This is a genomic window from Ruegeria sp. F11 (assembly GCF_056533855.1).
Map to the genome: position 1 here is coordinate 142398 of NZ_JBQFOW010000001.1, position 26522 is coordinate 168919.

The 26522-nt window shown below is 61.0% G+C and carries 26 protein-coding genes; 17 read left to right on the forward strand and 9 right to left on the reverse strand.

Features of this window, described 5'->3' with window-relative positions:
• The first annotated feature begins 45 nt into the window (after positions 1 to 45).
• Together ACR0NJ_RS00725 and ACR0NJ_RS00730 are read left to right on the forward strand one after the other, a co-directional pair.
• A complete protein-coding gene (locus tag ACR0NJ_RS00725; RefSeq protein ID WP_480815217.1) occupies positions 46 to 660 on the forward strand; it encodes a TetR/AcrR family transcriptional regulator in 615 nt (204 codons plus the stop codon).
• Between the two features lie 92 nt (positions 661 to 752).
• Positions 753 to 1751, forward strand: coding sequence for a GlxA family transcriptional regulator (locus tag ACR0NJ_RS00730; protein ID WP_480815218.1), 999 nt, complete (start codon positions 753 to 755; stop codon positions 1749 to 1751).
• 13 nt (positions 1752 to 1764) lie between these two features.
• Here ACR0NJ_RS00730 and ACR0NJ_RS00735 read toward each other — a convergent pair whose 3' ends face one another.
• The 4 genes from ACR0NJ_RS00735 to ACR0NJ_RS00750 are packed head-to-tail and all read right to left on the reverse strand — an operon-like array spanning position 1765 to position 6819.
• Positions 1765 to 2325 carry a sarcosine oxidase subunit gamma gene (locus ACR0NJ_RS00735; protein ID WP_480815219.1) on the reverse strand — a complete coding sequence of 187 codons (561 nt, stop codon included), beginning with the start codon at positions 2323 to 2325 and terminating at the stop codon, positions 1765 to 1767.
• Positions 2318 to 5272 (reverse strand): sarcosine oxidase subunit alpha family protein, encoded by a 2955-nt coding sequence (locus tag ACR0NJ_RS00740; RefSeq protein ID WP_480815220.1) that lies wholly within the window; start codon positions 5270 to 5272, stop codon positions 2318 to 2320. The genes ACR0NJ_RS00735 and ACR0NJ_RS00740 overlap by 8 nt, the downstream gene beginning before the upstream one ends.
• Positions 5269 to 5556 (reverse strand): sarcosine oxidase subunit delta, encoded by a 288-nt coding sequence (locus ACR0NJ_RS00745; protein WP_480815221.1) that lies wholly within the window; start codon positions 5554 to 5556, stop codon positions 5269 to 5271. The genes ACR0NJ_RS00740 and ACR0NJ_RS00745 overlap by 4 nt, the downstream gene beginning before the upstream one ends.
• Positions 5557 to 5568: 12 nt before the next feature.
• Positions 5569 to 6819 carry a sarcosine oxidase subunit beta family protein gene (locus ACR0NJ_RS00750; protein WP_480815222.1) on the reverse strand — a complete coding sequence of 417 codons (1251 nt, stop codon included), beginning with the start codon at positions 6817 to 6819 and terminating at the stop codon, positions 5569 to 5571.
• A 196-nt stretch (positions 6820 to 7015) separates the two neighbouring features.
• Between ACR0NJ_RS00750 and dusA the strand changes: the two genes are divergently transcribed.
• From dusA to ACR0NJ_RS00770, 4 genes are read left to right on the forward strand one after another with little or no spacing between them, the layout of a single operon-like run.
• Positions 7016 to 8011 carry a tRNA dihydrouridine(20/20a) synthase DusA gene (gene dusA, locus ACR0NJ_RS00755; protein WP_480815223.1) on the forward strand — a complete coding sequence of 332 codons (996 nt, stop codon included), beginning with the start codon at positions 7016 to 7018 and terminating at the stop codon, positions 8009 to 8011.
• A gap of 41 nt (positions 8012 to 8052) precedes the next feature.
• Entirely contained in the window at positions 8053 to 8877 is an 825-nt protein-coding gene (locus ACR0NJ_RS00760) for a sulfite exporter TauE/SafE family protein (protein ID WP_480815224.1), read from the forward strand.
• Complete coding sequence (locus ACR0NJ_RS00765; RefSeq protein WP_480815225.1) at positions 8874 to 9656, forward strand: hypothetical protein; 783 nt, start codon at positions 8874 to 8876, stop codon at positions 9654 to 9656. The genes ACR0NJ_RS00760 and ACR0NJ_RS00765 overlap by 4 nt, the downstream gene beginning before the upstream one ends.
• Positions 9657 to 9692: 36 nt before the next feature.
• Entirely contained in the window at positions 9693 to 10421 is a 729-nt protein-coding gene (locus tag ACR0NJ_RS00770) for a SpoIIAA family protein (protein ID WP_480815226.1), read from the forward strand.
• 353 nt (positions 10422 to 10774) lie between these two features.
• Here ACR0NJ_RS00770 and ACR0NJ_RS00775 read toward each other — a convergent pair whose 3' ends face one another.
• The 3 genes from ACR0NJ_RS00775 to ccmI are packed head-to-tail and all read right to left on the reverse strand — an operon-like array spanning position 10775 to position 12716.
• Positions 10775 to 11008 carry a DUF1289 domain-containing protein gene (locus ACR0NJ_RS00775; RefSeq protein ID WP_480815227.1) on the reverse strand — a complete coding sequence of 78 codons (234 nt, stop codon included), beginning with the start codon at positions 11006 to 11008 and terminating at the stop codon, positions 10775 to 10777.
• A gap of 17 nt (positions 11009 to 11025) precedes the next feature.
• Complete coding sequence (gene ruvX, locus ACR0NJ_RS00780; RefSeq protein WP_480815228.1) at positions 11026 to 11490, reverse strand: Holliday junction resolvase RuvX; 465 nt, start codon at positions 11488 to 11490, stop codon at positions 11026 to 11028.
• Positions 11487 to 12716: a c-type cytochrome biogenesis protein CcmI gene (gene ccmI, locus ACR0NJ_RS00785; protein ID WP_480815229.1), complete on the reverse strand. Its 1230-nt coding sequence runs from the start codon at positions 12714 to 12716 to the stop codon at positions 11487 to 11489. Before ccmI ends, ruvX begins: the two co-directional genes overlap by 4 nt.
• Positions 12717 to 12892: 176 nt before the next feature.
• Here ccmI and ACR0NJ_RS00790 point away from each other — a divergent pair, with 176 nt between their 5' ends.
• The 6 genes from ACR0NJ_RS00790 (at position 12893) to ACR0NJ_RS00815 (ending at position 19074) form a co-directional block, all read left to right on the forward strand.
• Positions 12893 to 14137: a sarcosine oxidase subunit beta family protein gene (locus ACR0NJ_RS00790; protein ID WP_480815230.1), complete on the forward strand. Its 1245-nt coding sequence runs from the start codon at positions 12893 to 12895 to the stop codon at positions 14135 to 14137.
• A complete protein-coding gene (locus ACR0NJ_RS00795) occupies positions 14137 to 14472 on the forward strand; it encodes a hypothetical protein (protein ID WP_480815231.1) in 336 nt (111 codons plus the stop codon). Before ACR0NJ_RS00790 ends, ACR0NJ_RS00795 begins: the two co-directional genes overlap by 1 nt.
• Positions 14473 to 14476: 4 nt before the next feature.
• Entirely contained in the window at positions 14477 to 14806 is a 330-nt protein-coding gene (locus tag ACR0NJ_RS00800; protein WP_480815232.1) for a sarcosine oxidase subunit delta, read from the forward strand.
• A 67-nt stretch (positions 14807 to 14873) separates the two neighbouring features.
• Positions 14874 to 17888, forward strand: a complete 3015-nt coding sequence (locus tag ACR0NJ_RS00805) for a sarcosine oxidase subunit alpha family protein (protein ID WP_480815233.1) — start codon at positions 14874 to 14876, stop codon at positions 17886 to 17888.
• Positions 17881 to 18447, forward strand: a complete 567-nt coding sequence (locus ACR0NJ_RS00810; protein WP_480815234.1) for a sarcosine oxidase subunit gamma — start codon at positions 17881 to 17883, stop codon at positions 18445 to 18447. Before ACR0NJ_RS00805 ends, ACR0NJ_RS00810 begins: the two co-directional genes overlap by 8 nt.
• A gap of 201 nt (positions 18448 to 18648) precedes the next feature.
• Entirely contained in the window at positions 18649 to 19074 is a 426-nt protein-coding gene (locus tag ACR0NJ_RS00815; RefSeq protein WP_480815235.1) for a hypothetical protein, read from the forward strand.
• A gap of 120 nt (positions 19075 to 19194) precedes the next feature.
• Here ACR0NJ_RS00815 and ACR0NJ_RS00820 read toward each other — a convergent pair whose 3' ends face one another.
• Positions 19195 to 19956 carry an FkbM family methyltransferase gene (locus ACR0NJ_RS00820; protein WP_480815236.1) on the reverse strand — a complete coding sequence of 254 codons (762 nt, stop codon included), beginning with the start codon at positions 19954 to 19956 and terminating at the stop codon, positions 19195 to 19197.
• A 100-nt stretch (positions 19957 to 20056) separates the two neighbouring features.
• Between ACR0NJ_RS00820 and ACR0NJ_RS00825 the strand changes: the two genes are divergently transcribed.
• The 3 genes from ACR0NJ_RS00825 to ACR0NJ_RS00835 all read left to right on the forward strand — a co-directional run bounded on the left by ACR0NJ_RS00825 (position 20057) and on the right by ACR0NJ_RS00835 (position 22425).
• The gene (locus tag ACR0NJ_RS00825; RefSeq protein WP_480815237.1) at positions 20057 to 20656 is read left to right on the forward strand and encodes a superoxide dismutase; all 600 of its coding nucleotides are present in this window, start codon (positions 20057 to 20059) and stop codon (positions 20654 to 20656) included.
• A 332-nt stretch (positions 20657 to 20988) separates the two neighbouring features.
• On the forward strand, positions 20989 to 21720 hold the full coding sequence (locus ACR0NJ_RS00830; protein ID WP_480815238.1) for an ABC transporter permease subunit: 732 nt from the start codon (positions 20989 to 20991) through the stop codon (positions 21718 to 21720).
• Positions 21721 to 21963: 243 nt separating this feature from the next.
• A complete protein-coding gene (locus ACR0NJ_RS00835; protein WP_480815239.1) occupies positions 21964 to 22425 on the forward strand; it encodes a host attachment family protein in 462 nt (153 codons plus the stop codon).
• Between the two features lie 38 nt (positions 22426 to 22463).
• On the opposite strand, the gene ACR0NJ_RS00840 is transcribed toward ACR0NJ_RS00835, so the two are convergent.
• Positions 22464 to 23015, reverse strand: a complete 552-nt coding sequence (locus tag ACR0NJ_RS00840; RefSeq protein ID WP_480815240.1) for an LOG family protein — start codon at positions 23013 to 23015, stop codon at positions 22464 to 22466.
• Between the two features lie 126 nt (positions 23016 to 23141).
• On the opposite strand from ACR0NJ_RS00840, the gene ACR0NJ_RS00845 reads away from it, so the two are divergent.
• Positions 23142 to 24602, forward strand: a complete 1461-nt coding sequence (locus ACR0NJ_RS00845) for a LysM peptidoglycan-binding domain-containing protein (protein WP_480815241.1) — start codon at positions 23142 to 23144, stop codon at positions 24600 to 24602.
• A 77-nt stretch (positions 24603 to 24679) separates the two neighbouring features.
• On the forward strand, positions 24680 to 26485 hold the full coding sequence (locus ACR0NJ_RS00850; protein WP_480815242.1) for an ABCB family ABC transporter ATP-binding protein/permease: 1806 nt from the start codon (positions 24680 to 24682) through the stop codon (positions 26483 to 26485).
• Positions 26486 to 26522: the final 37 nt, after the last annotated feature.

The window sequence follows — 26522 nt, forward strand, 5'->3', positions numbered from 1 at the left end:
ACCTAGTGTTTGACCGCGGCCCGTCAATGGGTCTATAGCTCGGGCATGAGTGAAAGCAGCGCACTTAACGCGTCAAAGCATGCACAGATCATCGAAGCTGCGGTGGCCGAGTTTCAGGAAAAGGGCTTTGCCGCAGCCAGTATGGATCGCATCTCGGCCCGGGCCGAGGTGTCAAAGCGCACGCTGTACAAGTATGTGGAAAGTAAGGAAAACCTGTTCCGCTCGATCGTGATCGAACTGTCCAGCCGCTTTGCCGAAGTGGTGGAAATCCGCTACGAAAAAGGGCGCGATGTACGTGAGCAGTTAACCGAACTAGCCTGGGCCGAGGGCCGCATCCTGATGTCGTCGGATGTGATGGCGATGTCCCGGATGGTGATCAGCGAAACCTTGCGCAATCCGGTTCTTGCGGCCGAGGCGCAGGGCAGGCTGGACAAGACCGCAGCCTTTATCGACATGCTGCGCGACGCCGCCGAGGACGGGCAGCTGCAGATTGACGATCCGGAAAAAGCCGGGCGTGAGTTCATCGGCCTGATAAAGGCGCGGGCGTTCTGGCCCTTGCTGTTTTCGGGATCGGTGCTCAGCGAGGCCGAGATGGCGGAAACGATAGAGAACAGCGTTGAGATGATGATCAGCCGGTATGGAATCTCTGCCGACGGGTAAGGTGCCCGGGGCGGTTGCACTCATTTTCCGTTCAGCAAAAAGCAGATGGCCGTGATACAGCTACCCGGAATGAATCGGACCAGTAGCATATCATGACCCAAAGACAGACCCGCACCGGCTTTTTGATTTTTCCGGGCTTTCCCATGGCCTGCTTGACCTCGCTGATCGAGCCCTTGCGCGCCGCGAATGAGATTTCGGGGCAGGACGTGTTTTCGTGGTCCCTGATCTCGGAAACGTCCGGCAAGGTGCGGTCCAGCGCGGATGTGGACTTTGAACCCTCATTGTTGTTAAACGAACTGAAATCGCTTGATTATCTGATCCTTTTGTCCGCGCCAAGTGCCACGTTTTCCGATCCGCAATCCCCCGCCCATCTGCGTCGGCTACTACGGCACGGGACGCGGCTGGGGGCGGTCAGCGGCGGCATCTTTCCACTGTGCCGATCCGGGGCGGTGGGTGACGATACCGTGTCCGTGCACTGGTGCTACGCGGCGGCGTTTCGGACCGAGTTTCCGAAGATGGCCGCCTCGGATCAGGTGGTTGAAATCGGACCTCATATTGTCACCGCCTCGGGCGCGGCGGCGGCGTTTGATCTGGCGCTGAGCATGATCGAGGCGCAGCTTGGCCCCCGCATCTCGACCGAGGTCGCCTGTTGGTTCCAGCACCCGATGATGCGCAAGGCAGGCGTCAAGCAGGTGGTTCCGGTGGCGGCCAACGACCAGACCGACGCCAGCTTCCCGCCGCTGGTGGCCCGTGCGGTGGAACTCTACACGCAGAACCTTGCCGACCCCATGCCGATTGCGCGGCTTGGGGAAATCCTGAAGGTGTCGCCGCGCCATATTGAGCGCAGTTTCAAAAAGGCGACGGGCCGCAACCCGACCGGCTTTTTCCGCACTATGCGCATGCGGGCGGCGCGTCAGATCGTGATGTATTCGAACGAAAGGATGGGCGATATCGCCGCAGCAGTCGGTTATGCCAACGTTAAGGTGTTTTCCGGCCACTACCAGTCGGAATTCGGGATTTCACCCAAAGAGGACCGGCAGCGGATCAACCTGTATCGGGTGCAGGGCAACCTGCCGGTTCCGTCGCTTTAGCGATTGGTTGTTCTCAACCAGCCGCCCGCATTGCCGCCACAAGCGCATGGTGCAGCGATCCGGCGGCTGAGCGTGGCCCCAGAACCGAGATCAGTTGAGGCGTGCGGCAGATCACGAAACAGCCGAGATGGTCGATTGTAGTCCGCGTCGCCTCTCCCCCGGCGTAGTTGCGCAAATCCAGCGGGCACAGCAGTTCGAACACCGCCGCCAGCCCGTCGCCCTCCAAATCGAACCGGCACCAACCGTCGGTCTGTTCGGTGACGCTGGCCTTGCCGCTGGTTTGGGCGGTCAGTTGGGCCGCAAGGTCCTCGTGGCTATCCAGAGGGGCCTCAATCATCCATTGCTCCGGCCCGATCCAGAACGCGGACACGCTGCCAAGTGTCGCGTGGCCCGGTCCGGGGGCCGCGCCGCCGATGAAACCAGCCACCAGCGCTTGGGTTTCAGCCTCACCGCCCGCGCGCGCCGCGACCGAGGCAAGCGCCACGTCCGTCACTTCGCGCAGCGTGACGCCAGCTATTGTGTCCACCTGCGCAGCTTCCGCGAACAGGGGGGTAAGGGGTGTCAGATCATGCATGGAGGCGGTCTCCGTCCGGGTCGACAAAATGGGCGCTGACTACTTCGACGTCGTGATCCTGCCCGGTCAGGGGGCTGACCAGACGGATCGTCTCACCCATCCGGGCCTCGCCGGATTTCAGCAAGCCAAGCGCGATGTGACTGCCGATATGGGGCGAATAGCAGGCCGAGGTGACATAGCCCTGATCATGCGCCGCATCGACCGGATCGCCCTTGGTCATCAGATGCGCCCCTGCCGGGACCTGATTGTCTGGATCGACCGGTTTCAGCCCCACGAGTTTCAGCGCATCGTCCTGCATCAGCCCTTCGCGCTGCGATAGGATCAGGCCAATCGAGTCCTTCTTCTGGGACACCATCCGGCACAACCCGAGGTTAAGCGCCGTGGTCGTGCCGTTCAGTTCGTTCCCGGCTGCATGACCTTTCTCGATCCGCATCACGCCAAGCGCTTCGGTGCCATAGGGGGTGACGTCGAATTCCTCGCCCGCCTGCATCAGACGGCGGATCATTGCGTCGCCGTAGCGGGTGGGCACTGCGATCTCAAAGGCCAACTCACCCGAGAACGAGATGCGAAACAGTCGCGCCCGCAGCCCGCCGCAAACGGTGATCTGGCCACAGGCCATGAAGGGGAAAGCTTCGTTCGAGATGTCGAACTCGGGGTCCACCACCTTTTGCAGCAGCTTGCGTGCGTTGGGCCCGGCGACGGAAAACTGCGCCCAGCTTTCTGTGGTCGAGATTAGTTGAACGTCCATATCCGGGAACAGACACTGGCGCACGAATTCCATGTGACGATAGACACTTACGGCATTGGCGGTGGTTGTGGTGACGACGAAATGATCCTCGGCCAACCGGGCGGCGGTGCCATCATCCATGACGATTCCATCCTCGCGCAGCATCAGGCCATAGCGGGTTTTGCCGACCGGCAACTTTGCGAAGCCGTTGCAGTAGAGCTTGTTCAGAAAGGCCGCCGCATCCGATCCCTGCACGTCGATCTTGCCCAGCGTGGTTACGTCGCAAATGCCGACCGACTTGCGGGTCTGCAGCACCTCGCGATCGACCGATTGCCGCCAGTGGGTCTCGCCCGCGCGCGGGAACCATTGGGCGCGCAGCCACATGCCGGCCTCGACGAAAACCGCGCCCTGTTCCTCGGCCCAGCGGTGGCTGGGGGTTTTGCGGGTGGGGCGGAATTCTGCATCGCGCGAGCGTCCGGCCAGAACGCCGATGGCGGTGGGCGTGTAGGGCGGGCGGAAGATGGTGGTGCCGGTCTCGGGGATCGACTTGCCCGCAAGCTCGGCCATGATCGCCAGCGCTGGCACGTTCGCGGTCTTGCCTTGATCGGTGGCCATGCCCAGCGTCGTGTAGCGTTTCAGGTGCTCGACCGAGACAAAGTTTTCCTGATGCGCCAGCTTTACGTCTTTGGCGGTCACGTCGTTCTGCTGGTCCAGCCATGCCCGTTTCGCGCCCTGGACGTGCCAGACGGGCGTGATGTTGACGGGGGCGTCCTCGGCTTCGGGCAGGGCAGGGGGCTTGGCCGTTCGGCCCAGATCATCCGCCACAGTGACCGCAGCCTCGGCCCCGGATGCCAGAGCGCCCGCTGTCGAAAACACCCCCTGCGCTGCGCCTGCGACGGACAGGCCCGAAGGCAGCGCCGCACCGGGCACAAAACCCGCAATCGAGGCATCCCAGTCCGGCCGTCCGCGCTGATGGCATGTCAGTTGCAGATTCGGGTTCCATCCGCCCGAGACCCCAAGCGCGCCGCAAAAGACCCGCCGGAGGCTGCCGTCTTGTAGGGTGACATCCACGCTTTTCAGGCCCAGACGGCCTTGGGTGTCGTGGATGGTGGCCCCTGCCAGAACCTCGAAGTCATAGCTACGAGGGGCGTCGGGCCGGGTGTCGATCACGGCGGACACGCGCACGCCTTTGGCATGCAGGTCGGCGGCGGTCCGGTGTCCGTCGTCATTGTTGGCGAAAATCGCGACCTCTTGCGCCGGGGTAGTGGCCCAGCGATTGGCATAGGCGCGCATCGCCCCGGCCAGCATGATCCCCGGGCGGTCGTTGTTTTGGAACGCGATGGGACGCTCGGTTGCGCCTGCACACAGGATCGCGCGTTTGGAATAGATGCGCCACAGGATCTGGCGCGGCTTGCCGGGGTGGGGTTGGGGCAGATGATCACTGACCCGCTCAACCGCGCCGTAGATCCCGTGGTCGAAGGCCCCGATCACCGTGGTACGCGGCATCAGGCGGACATTGGGCAGGGCGGCCAACTCAGTGCAGGTGGCGGCGGCCCAATCCGCGCCGCTTTGATCACCGACCGCGATGCTTTCGGCATTCAGACGCCCGCCCATCAGGAAGTCTTCATCGGCAAGGATAACGTCCAGCCCGGCCCGGCCAGCGGTCAGAGCCGCCGCCAGACCCGCAGGTCCTGCGCCGATGATCAGCAGATCGCAGTGGCGGAAGCCTTTGTCATAGCTGTCGGGATCGGGCTCATGACTGACCGACCCCAGACCGGCGGCACGGCGGATAATCGGCTCGTAGAGCTTTTCCCAGAACGAAGCGGGCCACATGAACGTCTTGTAATAAAACCCGGCAGCAAGGAAGCCGGACAGCCGGTCGTTGATCGACATGGCATCAAAGGCCAGCGACGGCCATCGGTTCTGAGAACGCGCCTCCAGCCCGTCAAACAACTCAGCCGTGGTGGCGCGGGTGTTGGGTTCCTGCCGCGCGCCGCTGCGCAGTTCGACGATGGCATTGGGCTCCTCGGACCCGGCAGAGAAAGGCCCGCGCGGGCGGTGGTATTTGAAGGACCGTCCCATCAGGCGCACGTTATTCGCCAGCAAAGCCGAGGCGAGCGTGTCGCCCTTGTGCCCGATCATCTGCTTGCCATCAAAACGGAAGGAAAAGCTTGTGGCGCGGTCGATCAGCCCACCGGTCATACGATTGCTCTGGGTCATGTCGAACGCCCCTCGGCCCGGGCCACATCTCGGGCCAGTTCGACCTGCGTAATCTCATGCGTGGTGGTGTCGCGGGTCACGACCAGCCATGACCGGTCGCCCTGCTCGTGGAACCAAAGCTCGCGATGCATGCCAGCCGGATTGTCGCGCAGATAGCCATAGTCGATGAACCGCTCCACGGCATCATCGGCCTGCCAGTCCGGGCGCTGGATCATGCGGGCGTCGCCCAGATAAGTGAACTCAGCAGCATCGCGCGGCCCGAGGAGCGGATGGTTGATGATCATGTCTCTTGCCCCCTAGTGCAGGTTCGGCTGGTTGCCCGCGCCTTTTTCGTCGATCATCAGGCCCTTGGCGAAACGATCGAAGCGATAGGCGGTGGCGGTGTCATGCGGCCTGTCGGTGGCCAGCAGATGCGCATAGGCAAAGCCCGAGGCGGGCGTGGCCTTAAAGCCGCCGTAGCACCAGCCGCCGTTGAAATAGAGCCCCTCGATATCGGTCCGGTCGATGATGGGCGAGCCGTCCATGCTCATATCCATCACGCCGCCCCACATCCGCAGCAGCCGCACCCGGCCCAGCATCGGAAAGATCGCCATGCCGCCTTCACAGACATCCTCGACCACCGGCAGGTTGCCGCGTTGGGCATAGGTGTTGTAACCGTCGATATCGCCGCCAAAGACCAGACCGCCCTTGTCGGACTGGCTGACATAGAAATGCCCAGCCCCAAAGGTAACGACCCCCGGCAGGACAGGTTTCAACCCTTCCGAGACAAAGGCCTGCAGCACATGGCTTTCAATCGGCAGCCGCATCCCGGCCTTCTCCATCACGCGCGAGGATGACCCGGCCACGCAGGACGCCACCTTTTTCGCGCCGATATACCCGCGAGAGGTCTCGACCCCCAGAACCCTGCCGTTTTCGATGCGAAAGCCCGTTACCTCGCAATTCTGGATGATATCCACACCCCGCTGGTCGGCAGCGCGGGCGTAACCCCAGGCCACCGCGTCATGCCGCGCGGTGCCGCCGCGATGCTGGGCCAAAGCGCCCTTGATCGGGAAACGGGCATTGTTGACGTTCAGAAACGGGTATTTTTCCAGCACCTGCTCGGTCGACAGCAACTCGGCATCCGCCCCGTGCAGCAGCATCGCATTGCCGCGCCGGACATAGGCATCGCGCTGGGCGTCTGAGTGGATCAGGTTCAGAATACCCCGCTGGCTGACCATCGCGTTGTAGTTGAGGTCCTGCTCCAACCCCTCCCACAGTTTCAGCGAGAACTCATAGAACGGCTCATTCCCGTCCAGCAGATAGTTCGAGCGGATGATGGTCGTGTTCCGCCCCACGTTGCCGCCGCCGATCCAGCCCTTTTCCAGCACGGCAATCCGGCTTTGGCCAAACTCCTTCGCCAGATAATGCGCGGTGGCCAGCCCATGCCCGCCGCCGCCGATGATGACATAGTCATAGTCGGATTTCGGGGCCGCATCCCGCCATGCGGGTCCCCAACCCCGATGTCCCGTCAGGGCTTCTTTGATGACGCGCAGGCCAGAATATCGCATGAGATCGGACTCCTTTGCCCGACTATCGCGGGTTTTTGGCCGCTCGTCGCGCCTAAGTCGGACGAAATTGGGAAGAAATCGGACTCGGGCGTGCCTAAGACCCGCAAAGAAGGGCGGCTGTCTGCGGCCTGTGGATATGCTACACCGCAGTCGAATCAGGAACTGGCATCGCAAAGAAGCAGACGGAATTGGTGCTTTGAAAAGTAACGCAGAAAGAGCCGCGCTTCTAAGCGTTGCACCGATGATGGACTGGACGGATCGGCACTGCCGCTATCTGCACCGGCTGCTCAGTTCCCAGACATTGCTGTATACCGAGATGGTGACGGCCCCCGCCTTGGTGCGGGGTGGCGCGCTGCATCTGCTGGACTACAACCCCGAGGAACACCCGGTCGCCCTGCAGCTTGGCGGATCGGACCCGGATGAACTGGCGCAGGCGGCAAAACTGGGGGCCGAGGCCGGGTATGATGAGGTCAATCTGAACTGCGGCTGCCCCTCGGACCGGGTGCAATCCGGCACGTTCGGGGCGGTGCTGATGAAAGATCCCGCCCGCGTCGCCGAATGTGTCGTGGCCATGCGCGAGGCGGTGGATGTTGACGTGACCGTCAAATGCCGCATCGGCGTGGATGAGCAGGACCCGCATCAGGTTCTGCCCGCATTTCTGGAACGGATCAGCGCGGCTGGCTGCCAGCGTGTCACCATTCATGCCCGCAAGGCTTGGCTGCAGGGCCTAAGCCCCAAGGAAAATCGCGATATCCCACCACTGGATTACGACCTTGTGCACAAAATGAAGGCGGATTTCCCCGATCTGCATATCTCGATCAACGGGGGTATCACGTCTTTGGACGAGGCACGCGCGCACCTGGATGCGGGTCTGGATGGCGCGATGATCGGACGCGCTGCCTATCATCAGCCGACCGACATTTTGGCCTCGGCCGATACGCTGATCTTCCAGAGCGGCGCGGACAGCGATCCGATTGCCATCGTCCGGCAAATGGTGCCTTATGTCGAGCGGCACTTGGCCAACGGGGGACGCCTGCACCAGATCACTCGGCACATGCTGGGCCTTTTCGCGGGCCGTCCCGGCGCACGCGCGTGGCGGCGTGCCTTGTCCGAAGGCGCGGTGCACGAAGGGGCCGGGCCCGAGGTGATGCTGCAGGCACTGGATCACGTGGCCCCTATGGCCGAGGTCTGAAGGAACTGAACCACGGCCCGGATGGCCAACTTGGGGGGAAGATGCCCGACGCGATGTTGCTGGCCCAGATGCTGGGCCTTTTGCTTGTAATCGGGGCGCTGGCCGGAGTGCTGGCCGGGCTGCTGGGCGTTGGCGGCGGTATCGTTCTGGTGCCAGCCTTTTTCTACGCTTTTCATACGCTTGGCTACGGTGGGCCGCAGTTGATGCAACTGTGTCTGGCGACCTCGTTGGCGACGATCATTGTGACCTCTCTGCGGTCGGTGCTGGCCCATAACAAAAAGGGCGCTGTCGATTGGGATATCCTGCGCAGTTGGGGCCCCGGCATCATAATCGGAGCGATTTGCGGCGTGCTTGTGGCATCAGCTTTGCGGACGGAAATGCTGCAGGCCTTGTTTGGCGTACTTGGCATGGTCATTGGCGCATATCTGGGTTTTGGCCGGTCCGAGTGGCGGTTGGGCGACGCGATGCCCAAAGGGGTCAAGCGCGCCTTGCTGTCCCCGTGGGTAGGATTTCTGTCCGTGCTGATGGGCATCGGCGGCGGCAGTTTCGGGGTGCCGCTGATGAGCCTTTACAACACGCCCATTCACCGCGCCGTGGCGACGGCTGCCGGGTTTGGGGTGATCATTGCGGTGCCCTCGGTGATCGGGTTTCTGTTTCTCGATGTCGCTGCGGAACACCGCCCGCCGCTGACCATCGGGGCTGTCAACCTTGTGGCCTTTGCCATTGTTGTCACCATGACGATGATCACCGCGCCGTGGGGCGTCAAACTGGCCCATGCGATGGACCCCAAGCCGTTGAAGCGCGTCTTTGCGGTGTTCCTGACACTGGTTGCCTTGAATATGTTGCGCAAGGCTTTGGGACTATGAGCGATTTCCGGGCCAAAGGGTGGATCAGGTTTCCGTATGATCCAACGCTGGCCGAGTGGGTGAACCATGCCCTGCCCATTGCGCGGGCCGCGACCACCGATCCCGCCCATGCCGAGTGGCTGGATTGTGAGGGCACATGGTTCATCGGTGTCGATGCCCTGCCAAATGACGCTTTGGGCCGGGTAGGGCAGTCCGGCCCTCTGGCCGGGCGAGCGGCAGAGTTCATCGCGCAGCATTACGGGCCATTACCGCTGCACAAGGGGCAGATCTCGGTCATCTATCCCGGCTATCCACGCCCACGCCGGGGTGAGGGCGAAGCCGCCACGCGCTATCGCCGCAACCGGGACGCGGCCCATGTGGACGGGTTGCGCCCGATGGGGCCGGATCGCCGCCGCCGGGTGGATGAGCCGCACGCGTGGATACTGGGTATCCCGCTGACCGAAGCCAGCGCGGATGCTGCGCCGATGGTTCTGTGGGAAGGCAGCCACATCATCATGCAACAGGCCTTTGCCCGCGCCTTGGCCAATCAGCCGCGCGAGACGCTGCATCAGGTGGACATCACTGACATCTACCAAGCCGCCCGGCGTGAGGTATTTGAGACCTGCCCAAGGATCGAACTGCCCGCCAAACCCGGCGAATCCTACCTGCTGCACCGCCATTGCCTGCACGGAGTGGCCCCGTGGGGGCAGGGGGCCTCGGCCGGTCCGGATGGACGGATGATCGTGTATTTCCGCCCCGAATGCGCCGGGGGAGTGGCCGAATGGATCGAATCCCCATAACCTCCTGTCATTCTTTGATTTCGGAGGGTTTGGCTCATGATGACGGTTCACACAAGTACCGACGGTGCGCAGATCGAAGTCGAATTGTCGGGCGAGGTCACCAGCGCCGATTACTCTGACACACTGGTCCCCGCGATCGAGGCCGCGTTGGCCGAGCATGACGCGGTGCGCCTGCTGGCCATCGTGCAGCCGGAATTCAAAGGTTATGATCTGGGTGCGGTCTGGTCCGACACAAAGCTGGGTCTTGGCCATTGGCGCGGGTTCGACCGGATCGGCGTGGTTGCGGATCAGGGCTGGGTGCAGACCAGCATCCGGCTGGCCGCCCCGATCTTGCCCTGCCCAGTTCAGGTGTTCGAACTGGCCGAACTTGAGGAAGCCCGTCACTGGATACGCGAGTCTCTGGGTGCAATCCATGTCACCGATTTGGGTGGGCCCTGTGTACAAATCGGGCTGCTGGGCAAGCTGGACCCCGGCCAGTACAAACAGGCCGAGGCCGATCTGGACACGCTGCTACAGGGCCGCGATGGGTTCCGCCTGTTGATTGACCTGCGAGAGTTTGACGGCTGGCAAGGCCTGTCGGCGTTGGCGGCGCATTTTCGGGTGGCCAGCCGCCACATCGGGATGCTCGACCGCGCGGCGATTGTCGGGGATAAGGCCTGGCAACACATGGCGCAGCGGGTCGCGAGCCATGTTCTGGGGACGCGGACCCAGTATTTCCCATCGGATGATTTTGAGAATGCCAAAGCTTGGCTGGCCGCCGGTTAGGCAGGGCTTCGTGACTTGGGATGAAAGCCGGAAAACTGGGTGATCAATTCCAAAAATTGATGGAGGCAGTGCCCCGCACTTGGGCGAGCGAAATATGACGCAAGGGAATGCCTCGGCTGCGGGAATTTTTTCTTGATTGATTGGTCAAAAAGCAACAGAACGCGGGCGTTTCCCATCACGGACGGGAAGCTGCGTGATCGCGCCGCGCCGCCGTGGGTCGTCGGCTATTCGACTCCAAGCCCTTAGGTTTCTTACCCCCTCGGAACCCGGGCCTGACCTGCGGCGGCGCAAATCTTGGCCAGTGCCTGCGCAAGCGACGCCGAAGAGCTTCGGAAACAGCTAAAATAGTTGGATTAAGACCCGTTCAGACGCCCGGCGCGACCACCGCGGCGTTTCGAAAGCTGCGGCTTGCGCGAGGGCAGTTCCTGCATGATCTCGGCGCGCTCGGAACTGTCCATTTTCGACCAGCGCGAGATTTCGTCGATGGTACGGTAGCAGCCCGTACAGATCCGCTCGGTCGGGTGCACGACACAGATTTGGATGCAAGGGCTTTCGACCTCGTTCCGTTTCCAAACCATGTTCGTCATTTGCGGCCTCCGACCGGTTACAAAAAGCGCAGCCTGTCCAAGGCTCCCTGCAAGATATAGCCAGCCGCAACGTGATCGATAACCTGTCCGCGACGTTTTCGTGTCGTATCCGCCTCAAGCAGTGCCTTTTCTGCCGCAACGGTGCTCAGCCGCTCGTCCCAGAACCCGATGGGCAATTCGGTCAGGCGAGACATGTTGCGGGCAAACGCGCGGGTGGACTGGCAGCGCGGGCCTTCGGTGCCGTCCATGTTCTTTGGCAGGCCCAGCAGGATGCCTCCGATCTCGCGATCCGCGACGATTTCCAGCAGGCGCGCCGAGTCCAGCGTGAATTTCTTACGCCGTACGGTTTCCAGTGGGCTGGCCACGCCGCGCATCCGGTCCGACACCGCGACGCCGATGGTCTTTTCGCCAAGGTCCAGCCCCATCAATGCGGTCATGGGCGCGAGGCTCTCGGCAAAACCCTCGAACTCGTCATGGATCATTGCGCGATTCCGGCTTGCAGGGCGGCGGCGTCGATGATCTGCAGCGCGGCTGCGTCATCGGCGAAAACGGTCATGGCTTCATCCCGGATATCGATGGCGCGCTGGGCTTGGCCCAGAACCCCAAGGGCGGCGATCAGGCGGCCCCATTCCTCGGGCGAGCCGCCTTCAGTGGCCAAACGGTCCGAGAGTTGATCCACCATGCCTTGAATCATTCCCTGCCGCTCCTCGGGCGTCAGGTCCGCAGCGGCGGCCATGTCTTCCTGACTGGGGCCAGACCCGGATGGCGCGACGCTCAGGTCCGGTCCGTTGAAGACGCCTGCGCGAAAGGCCAGTTCGTTGATCTGCGCCCGAATGATATCCGCCCACGGCGCGCCTGCTGGTGCATCGTGCAGGGTTTCGGCCCACACGCGGTAGGCAATGTCCGGACGCCCGATCTGCGCCAGCATCTGCCCCCAGTAATACCGGGCTGGACCATGTTGCGGGTCGCGGTCTAATGCTTGTTGCAAGGCCTGTTCCGCCTCGGGCGAGATATAGCCGCCGGTGGCAAGGATCATCATCTCGGCCAGATCCGCGTAAGCGTCCGCTGTCGCCGCCTCGCCAGACAACTCGATCACCCGTTGCTGAGCGGTGTATCCGGCCTTGAAATTACCGGCGTTGGTTTCGTGTTGCGCCAACAGCATGTGCCCGTTCACATCGTCCGGTCGCGCTGCAACCGTTTCGCGCAACTGCTTGAGAAGGGACGCATAGCTTTCGTCCAATTCGCGTGGCTGTGGCCGGTTCGTAAACTCTTCGGCTGCGGCTTGGCCCGGGCGGTTCTCGCGCACTTCCTTGGCCATTTCCACTCGCGCGTTCAAAGGCAAGTCCGGCAGGCCAACAGCACCCATTCTGTAGTACATCGCGAGAGCCCCGCCAATCAGGAACACCGCCAGCACCGAAATGGTAATCACCGAAGCCATCCGAGATGGCCCCGCCTGATCCCCGTCCTGCTGCATCTGTGCATCCGCCGCCAGAATGCGACGCGAGATTTCGGTGCGCACCCGTTCTGCATCAGCCTCACCGATCACGCCGCGCGCCAAATCACGGTCCACACCGGCAAGCTGTTCGCGATACACGCGCAGATCATACGCCGCTGCCGGTTCCGCACCGCGACTGGTGCGCAGCAACGTGTAGCTGAGGAAAGCCGCAATCAGCAGCGCGATGAGGAGTATCAGAACCCAGAACGTCATGGTCCCTCCGGTATGGTTGTCCTGACTTAGACCTGCACGCGCCGGGAAAAAAGGGACAAAAAGACGCGAGGGGTACTCATGTCGCAATAGCGCAGTATTGTGACGTTGCATGGCGCGGGTATTATGCCGCCACACGGCATATGTGCGTGCAATCACCGAACCGGATGGATTCGCTTATGAAACACTACTCAGCCTTTGCGGTGGCGCGGGAAGCGCTGCGCTATCACACCGGATGGGAACGCGCCTGGCGTTCGCCCGAGCCCAAGAAGAAATACGACGTGATCATCGTTGGCGCGGGGGGGCATGGTCTGGCGACGGCATATTATCTGGGCAAGAACTACGGCATCCAGAATGTCGCGGTGATCGAGAAGGGCTGGCTGGGCGGCGGCAACACCGGTCGGAACACGACGATCATCAGGTCGAACTATCTGCAGGACCCCTCGGCGGCGCTTTATGAAAAGGCGCGGGGCCTCTACGAGGATCTGAGCCAGGACCTGAACTACAACATCATGTTCAGTCCGCGCGGTGTGATCATGTTGGCGCAGACCCAGCACGAGATTCGCGGCTATCAGCGCACAGCGCATGCCAACGCGCTGCAGGGCGTGAAGACCGAATGGATCGGCCCCGAGCGCGTGAAAGAGCTGGTGCCGATCATCAATCTGGAAGGTCCGCGCTATCCGGTTCTGGGCGGCCTCTGGCAGGAACGCGGCGGCACCGCGCGTCACGATGCGGTGGCCTGGGGCTATGCCCGCGCGTGCTCGGCCATGGGGATGGACATCATCCAGAAATGCGAAGTCACCGGCGTGCGCCAGGAAAACGGTCGCGTTGTCGGGGTCGACACCACCAAAGGCGCGATTGACTGTGATAAGCTGGGCATCGTGGTTGCCGGTCATTCGGGTCAGCTGGCCGAGATGGCGGGCTTCCGTCTGCCTCTGGAAGCCGTCGCGCTGCAGGCGCTGGTGTCCGAGCCGATCAAGCCCTGCATGGATGTGGTCGTGATGGCCAACACCGTGCACGGCTATATGTCTCAGTCCGACAAGGGCGAGATGGTGATCGGCGGCGGCACCGACGGGTTCAACAACTACACCCAGCGCGGATCGTTCCACCATATCGAGGAAACCGTGCGCGCACTGGTCGAGACCTTCCCGATGATCTCGCGCCTGAAGATGCTGCGCCAGTGGGGCGGGATTGTGGATATGACCGGTGACCGGTCTCCGATCCTGTCGAAAACGCCTCTGGGTGGGTGTTTCATCAATGCGGGCTGGGGGACCGGTGGTTTCAAGGCCATTCCGGGATCGGGCTGGGGCATGGCGCAGCTGATGGCGACAGGCCATTCACCGCTGACCGAAGCCTTTACGCTGGACCGTTTCAAAGAAGGCCGCTTCATCGACGAAAGCGTCGCCGCCGGGGTGGCTCACTGATGGATGTCCAGGAGTTTGTAAGCCAAACTCTCGTTCAGATATCGAGAGGTGTTCGCGAGGCGCAGCGGTTGTCAAAAGATGAGGGCGGAATTCCTATCGCACCTGGACGCATAAACGCTCAACCTTCGAGAGATGGGGATCAAATGATCTCGTTTGATCTGGAGGTGGCAGTTGTTGCTGGAGGAGAAGCCGGAGCAGAAGTTGCATCCTCCGGTTTCCTTAAAGTCGTGGGCCTCGACGCTGCTGCAAAAGCTGGTGTTTCTGGAGAAAAAGCAACAACGCAAAGGGTCAGTTTTTCTGTCCCGATGCACTTCAATGCTAATTACGTGGAGTAGCCACATGCTGATCCTGAATTGCCCCTATTGCGGCGTGGATGCCGAAGAGACCGAATTGGCCGCAGGCGGCGAGGCGCATCTGAAGCGCTACGGCCCCGGCTCATCGGATGATGACTTCCACGACTACTTGTTCATGCGCGAAAACCCCAAGGGCGTGCATTTCGAACGCTGGCGCCATGCTAATGGCTGCGGCAAGTGGTTCCATGCAGCGCGCTGCACGCAAACGCTTGAAGTGTTCGGCACCTACCCGGCGCAAACCACCGAGCCGCCGCAAGAGATCAAGGATGCCATCTCCGCCAAACGCCCCGGCTGGACGTGGAGAGAGTTCTCCTGATGCTTCATCTTTTCAAAAATACTCCCGCCGGAGGCCCCTGCGCCTCCACATGCGAAAGGTCCGCACCATGAGCACCCGCCTCGCAAAACAAGGCCGCCTGATCGACCGGTCGAAACAGGTTACCTTCACCTTCAATGGCACCTCGATGCAGGGCTATGAAGGCGACACGCTTGCCTCGGCCCTGCTGGCCAACGATCAGATGATGGTGGGCCGGTCGTTCAAATACCACCGCCCGCGCGGCATGGTCGCCAGCGGTGCCGAGGAACCGAACGCTCTGGTCGGTCTGGGGCAGGGCAACCGGTTCGAGCCGAACCAGCGCGCCACCACGACCGAGCTGTTCGATGGTCTGACCTCGATCTCGCAGAACCACTGGCCGAATCTGGAATTCGACATCGGCGCGATCAACACCCATCTGGCGCGGTTTCTGCCCGCCGGGTTCTACTACAAGACCTTCATCCATCCGAAACCGTTCTGGAAACACGTCTACGAGCCGTTCATCCGCCAATCCGCCGGTCTGGGCAAAGCGCCCGACAAGGATAGCCGTGATGCGGACACGTATGAGCATTTCTACGCCTTCACCGATGTGCTGGTGATTGGCGGCGGTGTTGCTGGCCTTCAGGCGGCCAAAGTGGCGGCTGCGTCCGGTGCCAAAGTCCTGCTGATCGAGCAGACCGCGCATTGGGGCGGTCGCGCTCCGGTTGACGGCGGCACGGTCAATGATGAGCCTGTGGATAAGTTCGTGGAACAATTGGTTTCCGAACTCGAAACAATGGACAACGTCACAATGCGTTTGCGCTGCATGGGCGCGGGTGTTTACGACCACGGCTATGCCCTTGGTTATGAACGGCTGACCGACCATAAGCCGGGTACGCAAGGCCCGCGTCATCGTCTGTGGCGGATCCGGGCCAAGCAGATTGTGACTGCAACTGGTGCGATAGAACGCCCGTTGTCCTTCGCGGGGAACGATGTGCCGGGCGTGATGCTTGCCTCGGCCATGCGCGACTATGTGGTCAACTGGGGGGTGACCCCGGGTGAACGGGTGATCGTTGCGACCAACAATGACGACGCCTATCGCACCGCGATTACCCTGAAACAGGCGGGTGTGGATGTTTTGCGCGTTGTTGACGCAAGGGCAACCGCCGGACCGCTGGCCGAGGAGGCCCGTCAGCTGGGCATCCGCGTCGATCCGGGCAAGGCGATTGCCAAGGTCAAAGGCGGCAAGCGCGTCAAGAAAGTCGCCCTCTGCAATCAGGACGGCATTGGCGGCGCGCGGGAAGAGGTCGACTGCGACGCGGTTGCCATGTCGGGCGGCTGGTCCCCTGTCGTGCACATGTGGTCGCATTGCGGCGGCAAGCTGATCTGGGATGAGGCCTATGCCCATTTCCGTCCCGATCCCGACCGTCCTCCGTTGGGGGCCGATGGTGAAGGGTTTGTGCTGGCCGCAGGGTCCTCGAACGGGCCGCTGGCGCTGGGTGACGTGCTGAAAGACGCGGATGCTACCGGTAAGGCGGCGGCCAAGGCCGTCGGGCTGACCGCGAAACGCACCAAGGCCCCGGTTGGCGAAACCACCGACGAAGCGCCGATGGCAGCGGTCTGGCTGATGCCCGCGAATGCCGAGGTTCAGTTGCGGATGAAATCCTGGCTGGATTTCCAGAACGACGTGAAGGTCTCGGACGTGCAACTGGCCGCGCGCGAAGGCTATGAGAGTGTCGAGCACACCAAGCGCTACACCACGCTGGGTATGGCAACCGATCAGGGTAAGTTGAGCAACATCAACGGCTTGGCGATCCTTGCTGATGCGCTGGATTCCGAAATCCCGAAGGTTGGCACCACCACCTTCCGCCCGCCCTATACGCCGATCTCTCTGGCGTCGATCGGTGGCGAGGCGCGCGGAGAGGTGTTCCAGCCGATCCGCCAGACCCCGATGCACAACTGGCATGACAAGAACGGCGCGGATTGGGAGCCGGTCGGCCACTGGCGCCGGACCTATGCCTATGTCCGCCCCGGTGAAACAGTGCATGACGCGGTGAACCGCGAGGTGAAAAACACCCGTGAAAACCTCGGGCTGCTGGATGCCTCGACCCTGGGCAAGCTGATCGTCAAAGGCCCGGATGCGGGCAAGTTTCTGGACATGCTGTATACCAACATGATGTCCACGCTGAAGGTCGGCAAATGCCGCTATGGCCTGATGTGTTCCGAGAACGGGTTCCTGATCGACGACGGCGTTGTCGCGCGGATCGACGAGGACACATGGCTGTGCCACACCACCACCGGCGGGGCCGAGCGCATCCATGGTCACATGGAAGAATGGCTGCAGACCGAATGGTGGGACTGGAAAGTCTATGTCGCCAACGTGACCGAGCAATACGCTCAGGTTGCCGTCGTGGGTCCGAACGCGCGCAAGGTGCTGGCGAAGCTGGGCGGTATGGACCTGTCGAAAGAGGCGCTGCCGTTTATGGAATGGCGTGACGGCAAGATCGGTGCGTTCGATGCACGGGCCTATCGCATCTCGTTCTCGGGAGAGCTGTCCTATGAGATCGCGATTCCCGCGTCGCAGGGTCAGGCGTTCTGGGACGCTCTGATGGATGCGGGCAAAGAGTTCGGCGTGATGCCATATGGCACCGAATGTCTGCACATCCTGCGGGCCGAGAAGGGCTTTATCATGATCGGCGACGAGACCGACGGTACTGTGATCCCACAGGATCTGGGGCTGCACTGGGCGCTGTCGAAAAAGAAAGAGGATTACCTTGGCAAACGCGCCCATACGCGCAGCCATATGGCCGATCCCGACCGCTGGAAACTGGTCGGTCTTGAGACTGTGGATGGATCGGTTCTGCCGGATGGTGCCTACGCGGTGGGTGAGGGCGTCAACGCCAACGGTCAGCGCAATATGATCGGGCGTGTCACCTCGACATATTACTCGGCCAATCTGGACAAGGGCATCGCCATGGGCCTGATCAAGCACGGGCCGGACCGGATGGGCGAGATTGTCGAATTCCCCGGCACCGACGGCAAAACCTATAAAGCCAAGATCGTGGACCCGATCTTCTACGACAAAGACGGGGAGAAGCAGAATGTCTGAACCCATCAGCGCACTGAACCACGCCAGCTATGATGGCATCGCCAAGGTCGAGGAATGCGGTCTGCAGGGCATGATCACCCTGCGCGGCGATCTGTCGGACAAGGTGCTGGCCAAAGCCGTCAAAGACGCCACCGGCCAGAAGGTGCCGGGCCAGCGCGCGGCTCTGGTTGAGGGCGACACCGGCGTCTGCTGGATGTCCACCGACGAGCTGCTAGTGCTGGTGCCTTATGCCGAGGTCGAGGCCAAACTGGCCGCCATGACCAATGCGCTCAGCGGCACGCATGCTCTGGCCGTCAACGTCTCGGATGCCCGCGCCGTATTCCGCATCTCGGGCAGCAGCGCGCGTGAGGTGTTGGGCAAGCTGGCCCCGGTCGATCTGTCGGCGGGCGCATTCCAACCCGGCCAAATCCGCCGCTCGCGTCTGGCACAGGTGGCGGGTGCGTTCTGGATGGATGATGCCGAGACCTTCCGCGTGGTCTGCTTCCGCTCGACGGCGGATTACGTCTTCAAACTGCTCAAAGTCGCGGCGCAGCCGGGCAGTGAGGTTGGGGTTTACTGAGCGCATAAACCAACAAAACAGCCACATGTCGCGGCCGCCTTTTGAACAAGGCGGCCGTTTTCATTTTGGTCTTGAACAAGGGTCCAGCGGTCATTTATGGAGAAAGCCGACGGGCGGTCTCTCCTTAAGATTGTTTTGTGATTAAAGGAGCATAAGGTCGCAAGTTGCAGTGTTATTCGCATAACTTGAGAGCATAAGAAGATGAAGAAACTGTTGGCCGCCCTGGCTTTGACCCTGGCCGCAACCACAGCGAACGCGGAAATCCTGACCTACGACTGCACCCTGCACCGTATGGAGCGTGGGTGGATTCCGGAACGTGTGATCCTGAGTGTCGATGCCGAAAACAAGCGTGCGCGCGTTTACGATGGTTATATCAAGAAATTTGATGGCCAGCCCAAGGATGTCAGGTTCAAGGAAACGCGTAAAGGCGACTACCGGCTGATGTGGAAGATGAAAATTCCCGCCACCAATGGTGGGCTGATCTATGTCAGTTACACGGCCACGCTGAATCCTGAAAAACAACGTGTGGACATGGTGGCCAGGTTCCCGCAGGCAAACGCGGCGAACCGGCCCTCGGGGTATGGCGGTTGTTCTGTGAACACGGGTGGGTCGCTCTACGCCTCTTAATGCGACATCCCAGCCTGTTCGGGTCGCAAAACTAGGAGCCTCGGGTTGGTCCCGGGGCTTTCGTAAACACACCTCGTGCAACCTGGCCGGTCAGTGGATGCAGAGCTTGGATCAGGTGGCTCAGAAATGCAGCAACACGGTTCGGTACTTTGTCAGAGCCTTTTGTGAAAGAAGCCGTTCAGGTGACAAAGTCTGGAGGGTTTCATCCTTGAGATTGGGGTAGAAGTCCAGCATTTGCAGCAACTTCTGGGTCGCCTCAAACCGGTCGCCTTCCGCAAGCAACGGCCCGTGCAGCGACAGGAACAGGGCGGGTTTTTGCTGTTTCAGCCAGTTCACCAGCGCGGGCAGAACGAAAAATTCCGCCCCCTCAATATCCATCTTAACCAGAGACACGCGCGACAGATCATTCGCCGCCTCAAACTGATCCCACCCAATCGTCAGCGCATCCGAACCATGCGCGCCATCATGGAGTAGGGAACTGGTGGAATCCCCCGGCTCGCCACGGACCGAGGCCATGCGGGCCACGCCAAACTGGTTCGACAAGGCCACGCCAAAGGCTGAGACATTGCGGATGTCGTTCAGATCAAGATTCCACGCCAGATGCCGGAACGCGGTGGGGTCCGGCTCGAAACACCAGACATGCCGCGCCCTGCGGCTGCCATACAGGACCGTCGGGCCGATCCACGCGCCAATATCCAGATAATCGCTTTCGGGGCTCAGGAACTGGTCCAGAACGGCAAATGTCTCGGGCTCCCAATCGCCGGCAGAGGCTTTGCGCCAGAATTTCGAATGATAAGGGTCCAGCCGGAACGTTTCGCCGTTCAACCGGCCATCATTGTACCCGCGGGCGCGGTAGAACATCTTGCGCGCCTGTGTCAGCATCGCGGACCTCCGGGTTTTCTTGTCGCGGCCCTTGACCTGCGGCGCTTGTCAAAGCATGTAACCTTTGGAACCGCAACAATCATTTCAACAGGGGGCCGAGATGGCTTTTGAACTTCCTGATCTTCCTTATGCACATGACGCGCTGGCAGCCAAGGGTATGTCCGCGGAAACATTGGAATATCACCACGATCTGCACCACAAGGCCTATGTCGACAACGGCAACAAGCTGATTGCAGGCACCGAGTGGGACGGCAAGTCGCTGGAAGAGATCATCACCGGCACCTACGACGCAAACGCCGTCGCGCAGAACGGTATCTTCAACAACATCAGCCAGCTTTGGAACCACAACCAGTTCTGGGAGATGATGGGCCCCGGCGACAACGCCATGCCGGGTGAACTTGAGAAGGCTCTGGTTGAAAGCTTCGGCTCGGTTGACGAGTTCAAGTCACAATTCAGCGCCGCTGGTGCTGGTCAGTTCGGCTCGGGCTGGGCGTGGCTGGTCAAGAACGCCGATGGCTCGCTGGCCGTGACCAAAACCGAGAACGGCGTGAACCCGCTGTGCTTCGGCCAGACTGCACTGCTGGGTTGCGACGTCTGGGAGCATTCGTACTACATCGACTTCCGCAACAAGCGTCCGGCTTACCTGTCGAACTTCCTCGATAACCTGGTGAACTGGGAAAACGTCGCATCGCGGATGTGAACACTGGTCCATTAAGGACTTGCCTGGGCCTGCCTGCGGAGACGCTGGCGGGCCTTTTTCATAGAACAAGGTTGGCTATGACCAATTAGTCTGTTTCGGACAGCGTTGGTTCAGTCCGAAATACGGTGCACATTCCCCTTTCGAGCCTGGTCTATCCGCTGAAAAAATCAAGGTTTTTTGCGTGGGCATGTACTGTTCACCTTGCGGGTGAGTTTTGACCATGACAGACCTGAATTGGCTGGCTTCAAAGACGTCTCTTCAACAATTGGACCCGTAGTTTGCGTGGAAACCGAATCTTAGATCATTTGATCCTTTTGGCCGGTGTAGTCCTGATGAGCGGTCCGGTCTGCTTGCTGATCTGGCAATTGCTATCCGCTCTTGACCCCTTGGATCTGTGGGGGCTGTTTGTGCAGGTCTGGCGAGATGGCGTAAGCAGCGCGGGCATTGGGGCAGGGGCGATGATGTGGAATTCGCTCGTTTTGGCGCTTGGGGTCGCTGTCATCAAAAGTGCTATCTCACTGCTGGCGGCTTATGCGTTGGTTTTCTTTCGCCTGCCCTTTGCGGAGGTGCTATATGGTTTGATCCTTGTTGCAATGTTCTTTCCGATCGAGACACGGATTTTGCCCACCTTTGCAATCACCAATGAAATCGGGTTGTTGAACACCTATGCCGGAATGATCCTTCCAATCACAGCCAGCGGGTTGGGTGTTCTGGTGTTCCGGCAATACATGCGGCAAATCCCGACCGAGGTGATGGAGGCCGCTCGAATTGACGGTGCTGGGTCGCTGCAGATTCTGGTCGATATCGTCATCCCGATATCTTTGCCGATGATCGCTGCGGTTTTTGCGATCTTGTTCGTTTTGGGTTGGAACCAGTATGTCTGGCCGATCATGATCACGACGACCAGCCAAGATCATGATACGCTGGTCCGAGGGATGGCCTATACCGGGTTTGGCGGCACGGCAGGAATGGTTCTAGCGCTTTTATCACTATTGCCGCCTGCACTTGTCGTGCTGTTACTGCAGCGATGGTTGATGCGCGGTCTGACCGCAGGCATTCACTAAGAGCATTTTTCTTGTCAAAAGCGAATACACCGCCGACAAGGGTGAAAACCTGCCGACGCGTCAACTTTCGATACCCCCACCTATTGTAAGCGGCCCCGCGATACCTAGCTTATATTGTGCGGGAGGGAGAAATCCGCACATTCAAAAACTACGGGCGGCGCGCCTGCAGCCATAGGCGCGCGACAGAATAATTGTGCCCGGCGGATGAGGGATACCCAAAAGAAACCTTAACAGGAGATCACGATGGTCGCACTTGCACAGGGAACATGGGTTATCATTGCAGACGGGGAAAAGGCGTTGTTCATGGAGAACATCACCGACGCCGAGGACCCCAATCTGGTTGTCCTTTCGGTCGAGGAACAGGACACCCCGAAATCGAAACCAACCGACCGGGCCGGGCGTCGAAATGACAACGGTCCGAACCAGAAGTCAGCCGTCGAGGATGCAAGCTGGAAGACCCATGCCAAATCTTTATTCGTGCAGGATCTGGCCAATCTGTTGAATCGCAAAGGGTTGAAAGGGGCCTTCAAGCGCTTGGTTCTGGTCGCCAACCCACGCGTGCTCGGCCTGCTGCGCCGTCGGCTGCACAGCGAAGTGCTGGCCAAGGTCGTGGCAGAGGTCGACAAGACGCTGACCAATCATCCCTTGCACAAGGTCGAGAAGGTTCTGACGCACCGGCTAAAGCCTGATGCGCGTCTGGCCTGATCCATCCTTCGGGCGGCGCAGGCCGCCCGATCCCGCCTTTACTTCAGTTTTTCTCGCAACGTAGACATCGCCGATTCCGCGTCCTCAACCCAGGTGATGAACTCGCCCAGCGAGGCATCGGCAAAGCCCTGATCAATCACCTGATCCAGCAGCCTGCGCAGCGCGTCCCAATATCCGTCCACATTCATGACCAACATGGGTTTGTCATGCAGGCCCAGTTGCCGCCATGTCAGCGCCTCGAACAACTCGTCCAGCGATCCGGGGCCTCCGGGCAGGACGACGACGGCGTCGGCGTTCATGATCATGACCTTTTTACGCTCGTGCATTGTTTCGGTGATCACGAAATGAGTCAGGTCAGTCTTACCGACCTCGCGCTGAACAAGGTGCACGGGGATGACGCCGAATGTTTCGCCCCCCGCCGTCTGCGCCGCCCGCGCCACTTCGCCCATCAAGCCGACATCTCCGGCCCCATAGACCAGCCGCCAGCCTTCGTTTGCCAGTAATGTGCCGAACTGCCGCGCGGCCTCGGAATATGCCGCATTTTCACCATTGCGTGACCCGCAATACACACAGACAGATTTCTGGGACATCTAAGGAGGTCTCCGGGCTTGTGTCAGACGTTTTGACCCGTGATAGCGAGATTGATAGATTGGCTCAACTGTCCGCCGGAATGCCTGTAAGTCAAAGCATTTGCGCCGCGGAGCGAAAGGAAAAGAATGGACGCCAAATCGGGAAACGGAAGCTCCGGGAATTTTGTTTGGGGGGTGATTGCCGGTCTTGTCGCAGTTTTGGGCGCGGGTGGCCTGTACCTGTCGGGCGTTTTCAGTACCCCGCCCGAAGTAGAACAGCAGGAGCAGACCGCAGAGGCCCCGATCTCGGAAAGCCAGCCGCCCGAGGCCCCCGCAGCCGTTGAAGACAGTGCTCAGGCCGCTGAGCCGGTTGAACTGGCTGCCGAGGAGGAGCCCGCTGCTGAGCCAGTGGAAGAGGCGGCTGCGGAACCGGCTCCTGATCAAACCGAGGAAATCGCGTCAGAGCCGGAGGCAGAAATCCCTGTCGAGGCGGCAGGGGAAGCGGAGCCGACCTCTCTGGGGAAGCCAGTTCTGGATCAGATATTTGTTGAGAAGGACGGCAACGCCCTGCTGTCCGGGGATGCAGAACCCGGCAGTCGGATGCGGGTACTGCTGAACGGGGCAGTGCTGCATGAGTTCACCGTTGGCCCCGGCGGTCAGTTTGCGGAATTCGTCACCATCCCGTTCAGCGATGCGGCGCAGGGGCTGGTTCTGGAAAACTCGGACGGAGAGCGGACGGCTCGGTCGGATGACTACTTGATCGCAGCGCTGCCGAAACCGGCAGAGCCACAGATCGCCGCCACTGACGTGCCGTCCGCAGAAGACCAGCCAGACGCCGCTGAGGATGCCGAGCCGCTCGGTGAAACTGAGGTCGCCAGCGTCACCGAACCCGTGGCGCAGCCCGAAGTCGCCGATGAGACGCCGACGGACGCGTCCAATGAGCCACAGACTGAAACATCCGAAGAGCCTCTGACTGCCGAGGCCGAACCTCAGACCACCGGTAGCGAAACTGAGACCGCCGAAGCGCCTACCGAGGCTGCGCCCGAAGATCAGCAAATCGCTGTTCTGCGTTCCGGTGAAGAAGGGGTCGAACTGGTTCAACCCCCGGCGACGCAAAGCGATGAACCGGAACAGATCGCTCTGGACACCATCGGATATTCGGACACGGGCGATGTCGAACTGACCGGGCGTGCGCCGGACGGGTCGGCTGTGCGCCTTTATCTAGACAACCGCCTTGTCGCCGATCTGGACCCGGAAGACGATGGCAACTGGCGGGGTGAGCTCGAGGGGATTGACCCTGGCGTCTACACCCTGCGAGTGGATGAAGTGAATACGGACGGAACCGTTCTTAGCCGCGTGGAAACGCCGTTCAAGCGCGAACCGGTCGAAGTTCTGCAAGCCGCCGAAGCCGCAACAGGCGACACGTCGCTTGAACAGGCGGCCCCGATCCGCTCGGTCACCGTGCAAAGGGGCGACACGCTGTGGGCCATCTCACGCGAGCGGTTTGGCGATGGCGTACTGTATGTGCGCCTGTTCGAGGCCAATCGCGAATTGATCCGCGACCCCGATCTGATCTATCCGGGACAGATATTTACAATTCCCGAATGAAATCGTCTCTGGCCTCGGCGCGGGCCGGGGTCTATCTCTGACCGCAGACAAGGTACGTGATGAGACGGACAGCCCCAATGACCACCGCTGATATGCCGGACCCAGATGAACGCCGCTCTGGCTGGCGCACGATCCGCAAGGTCGCGCCTTACCTTTGGCCGGATGATGAGCCCTGGGTCAAACGCCGGGTGGTCATTGCGATGGGCATGCTGGTGCTGGCCAAGCTGATCGCGGTGTACACGCCGATCCTGTACAAGGGCGCGGTTGACGCCTTGGCGGGTGAGGGCGTGCCGCCGCTGGCGCTGGGGGCCGTGGGGCTGACCGTCGCCTATGGCGTGGCGCGGATGATGACCGTGGGGTTCCAGCAATTGCGCGATGCGGCCTTTGCTCCGGTGGGGCAGCGCGCGCTAAGGGCGCTGGCGCTGGAGACCTTTCAGCACATTCACCAGCTTTCGATGCGCTATCACGTGACCCGTCGCACTGGCGGTTTGAGCCGCATTATCGAGCGTGGTGTCAAAGGCGTTGAATTCCTGCTGCGCTTCCTGTTGTTCTCGATTGGGCCGCTGATCCTGGAACTGCTGTTGGTGGCCATCATCCTGATGTGGCTGTTCGACGTTTGGTATCTGGTGGTCGTCGCCGTCACCATCGCCCTTTACATTTGGTTCACCTTTGCCGTGACCGAGTGGCGGGTGAAGCTGCGGCGCGAGATGAACGATCAGGATACCGAGGCCAACCAGCGCGCCATCGACAGCTTGCTGAACTTTGAAACCGTCAAATATTTCAACGCGGAAACGCGCGAAGCTGAACGCTATGATGTGTCGATGAAAGCCTATGCGGGCGCCGCGTTGAAAACGGCCTATTCGCTGGCCTTCCTGAATTTCGGCCAGTCCTTCCTGATCACCTGCGGCCTGATCGGCGTCATGGTTCTGGCCGCGATTGGGGTGCAGAGCGGGTCTTTGACCGTTGGCGATTTCGTCATGGTCAACGCTTACATGATCCAGATTACAGTGCCGCTGAACTTTCTGGGCACGGTCTATCGGGAAATCCGGCAGTCGCTTGTGGATATGGGGCAGATGTTCGATCTGCTCGAACAACCTGCCGAGGTTAAGGACAAGCCCGATGCGCCCGATCTTGCCGTGAACGGTGGGGAAGTGACTTTGGAGAATGTCCATTTTGGCTACGATCCCGAGCGCGAAATTCTCAAAGGCGTGTCTTTGACCGTGCCAGCAGGGCAGACGGTGGCGATTGTCGGGGCGACCGGGTCCGGCAAGTCTACCATCGGGCGGCTGCTGTTTCGGTTCTACGACGTGACCGGAGGTGCGCTGAAAATCGACGACCAGGACGTGCGGGACGTTACCCAAACCAGCCTGCACGCGGCCATCGGCGTTGTGCCGCAGGATACCGTGCTGTTCAACGACACGATCCGCTACAACATCGCCTATGGCCGTGACGGCTCCACTCAGGAGGATGTTGAGGCTGCGGCAAGGGCCGCTCAGATCCATGACTTTATCGCTACGCTGCCGGAAGGGTACGACACCAAGGTCGGGGAACGTGGCCTGAAGCTGTCAGGCGGTGAAAAACAGCGCGTTGGCATTGCGCGGACCTTGCTAAAGAACCCGCCGATCCTTTTGCTGGACGAGGCGACCTCGGCGCTGGATACGGACACCGAGCAGGACATCAAGGATGCTCTGGCCCGCGCGGGTGAGGGGCGGACGGTGATCACCATCGCGCATCGCCTGAGCACCATCGCCGAGGCCGACCGAATCGTGGTTCTGGAAAGCGGCGAGATCATCGAACAGGGCACGCATGACGAGCTGCTGTCCCAGCAGGGACGCTATGCACAGCTTTGGAACCGTCAGCAATCGGACAGTCAGGCGGCCTGAGAGAAAATCTGTTAGACTGACAAGCATAACGGAGGTG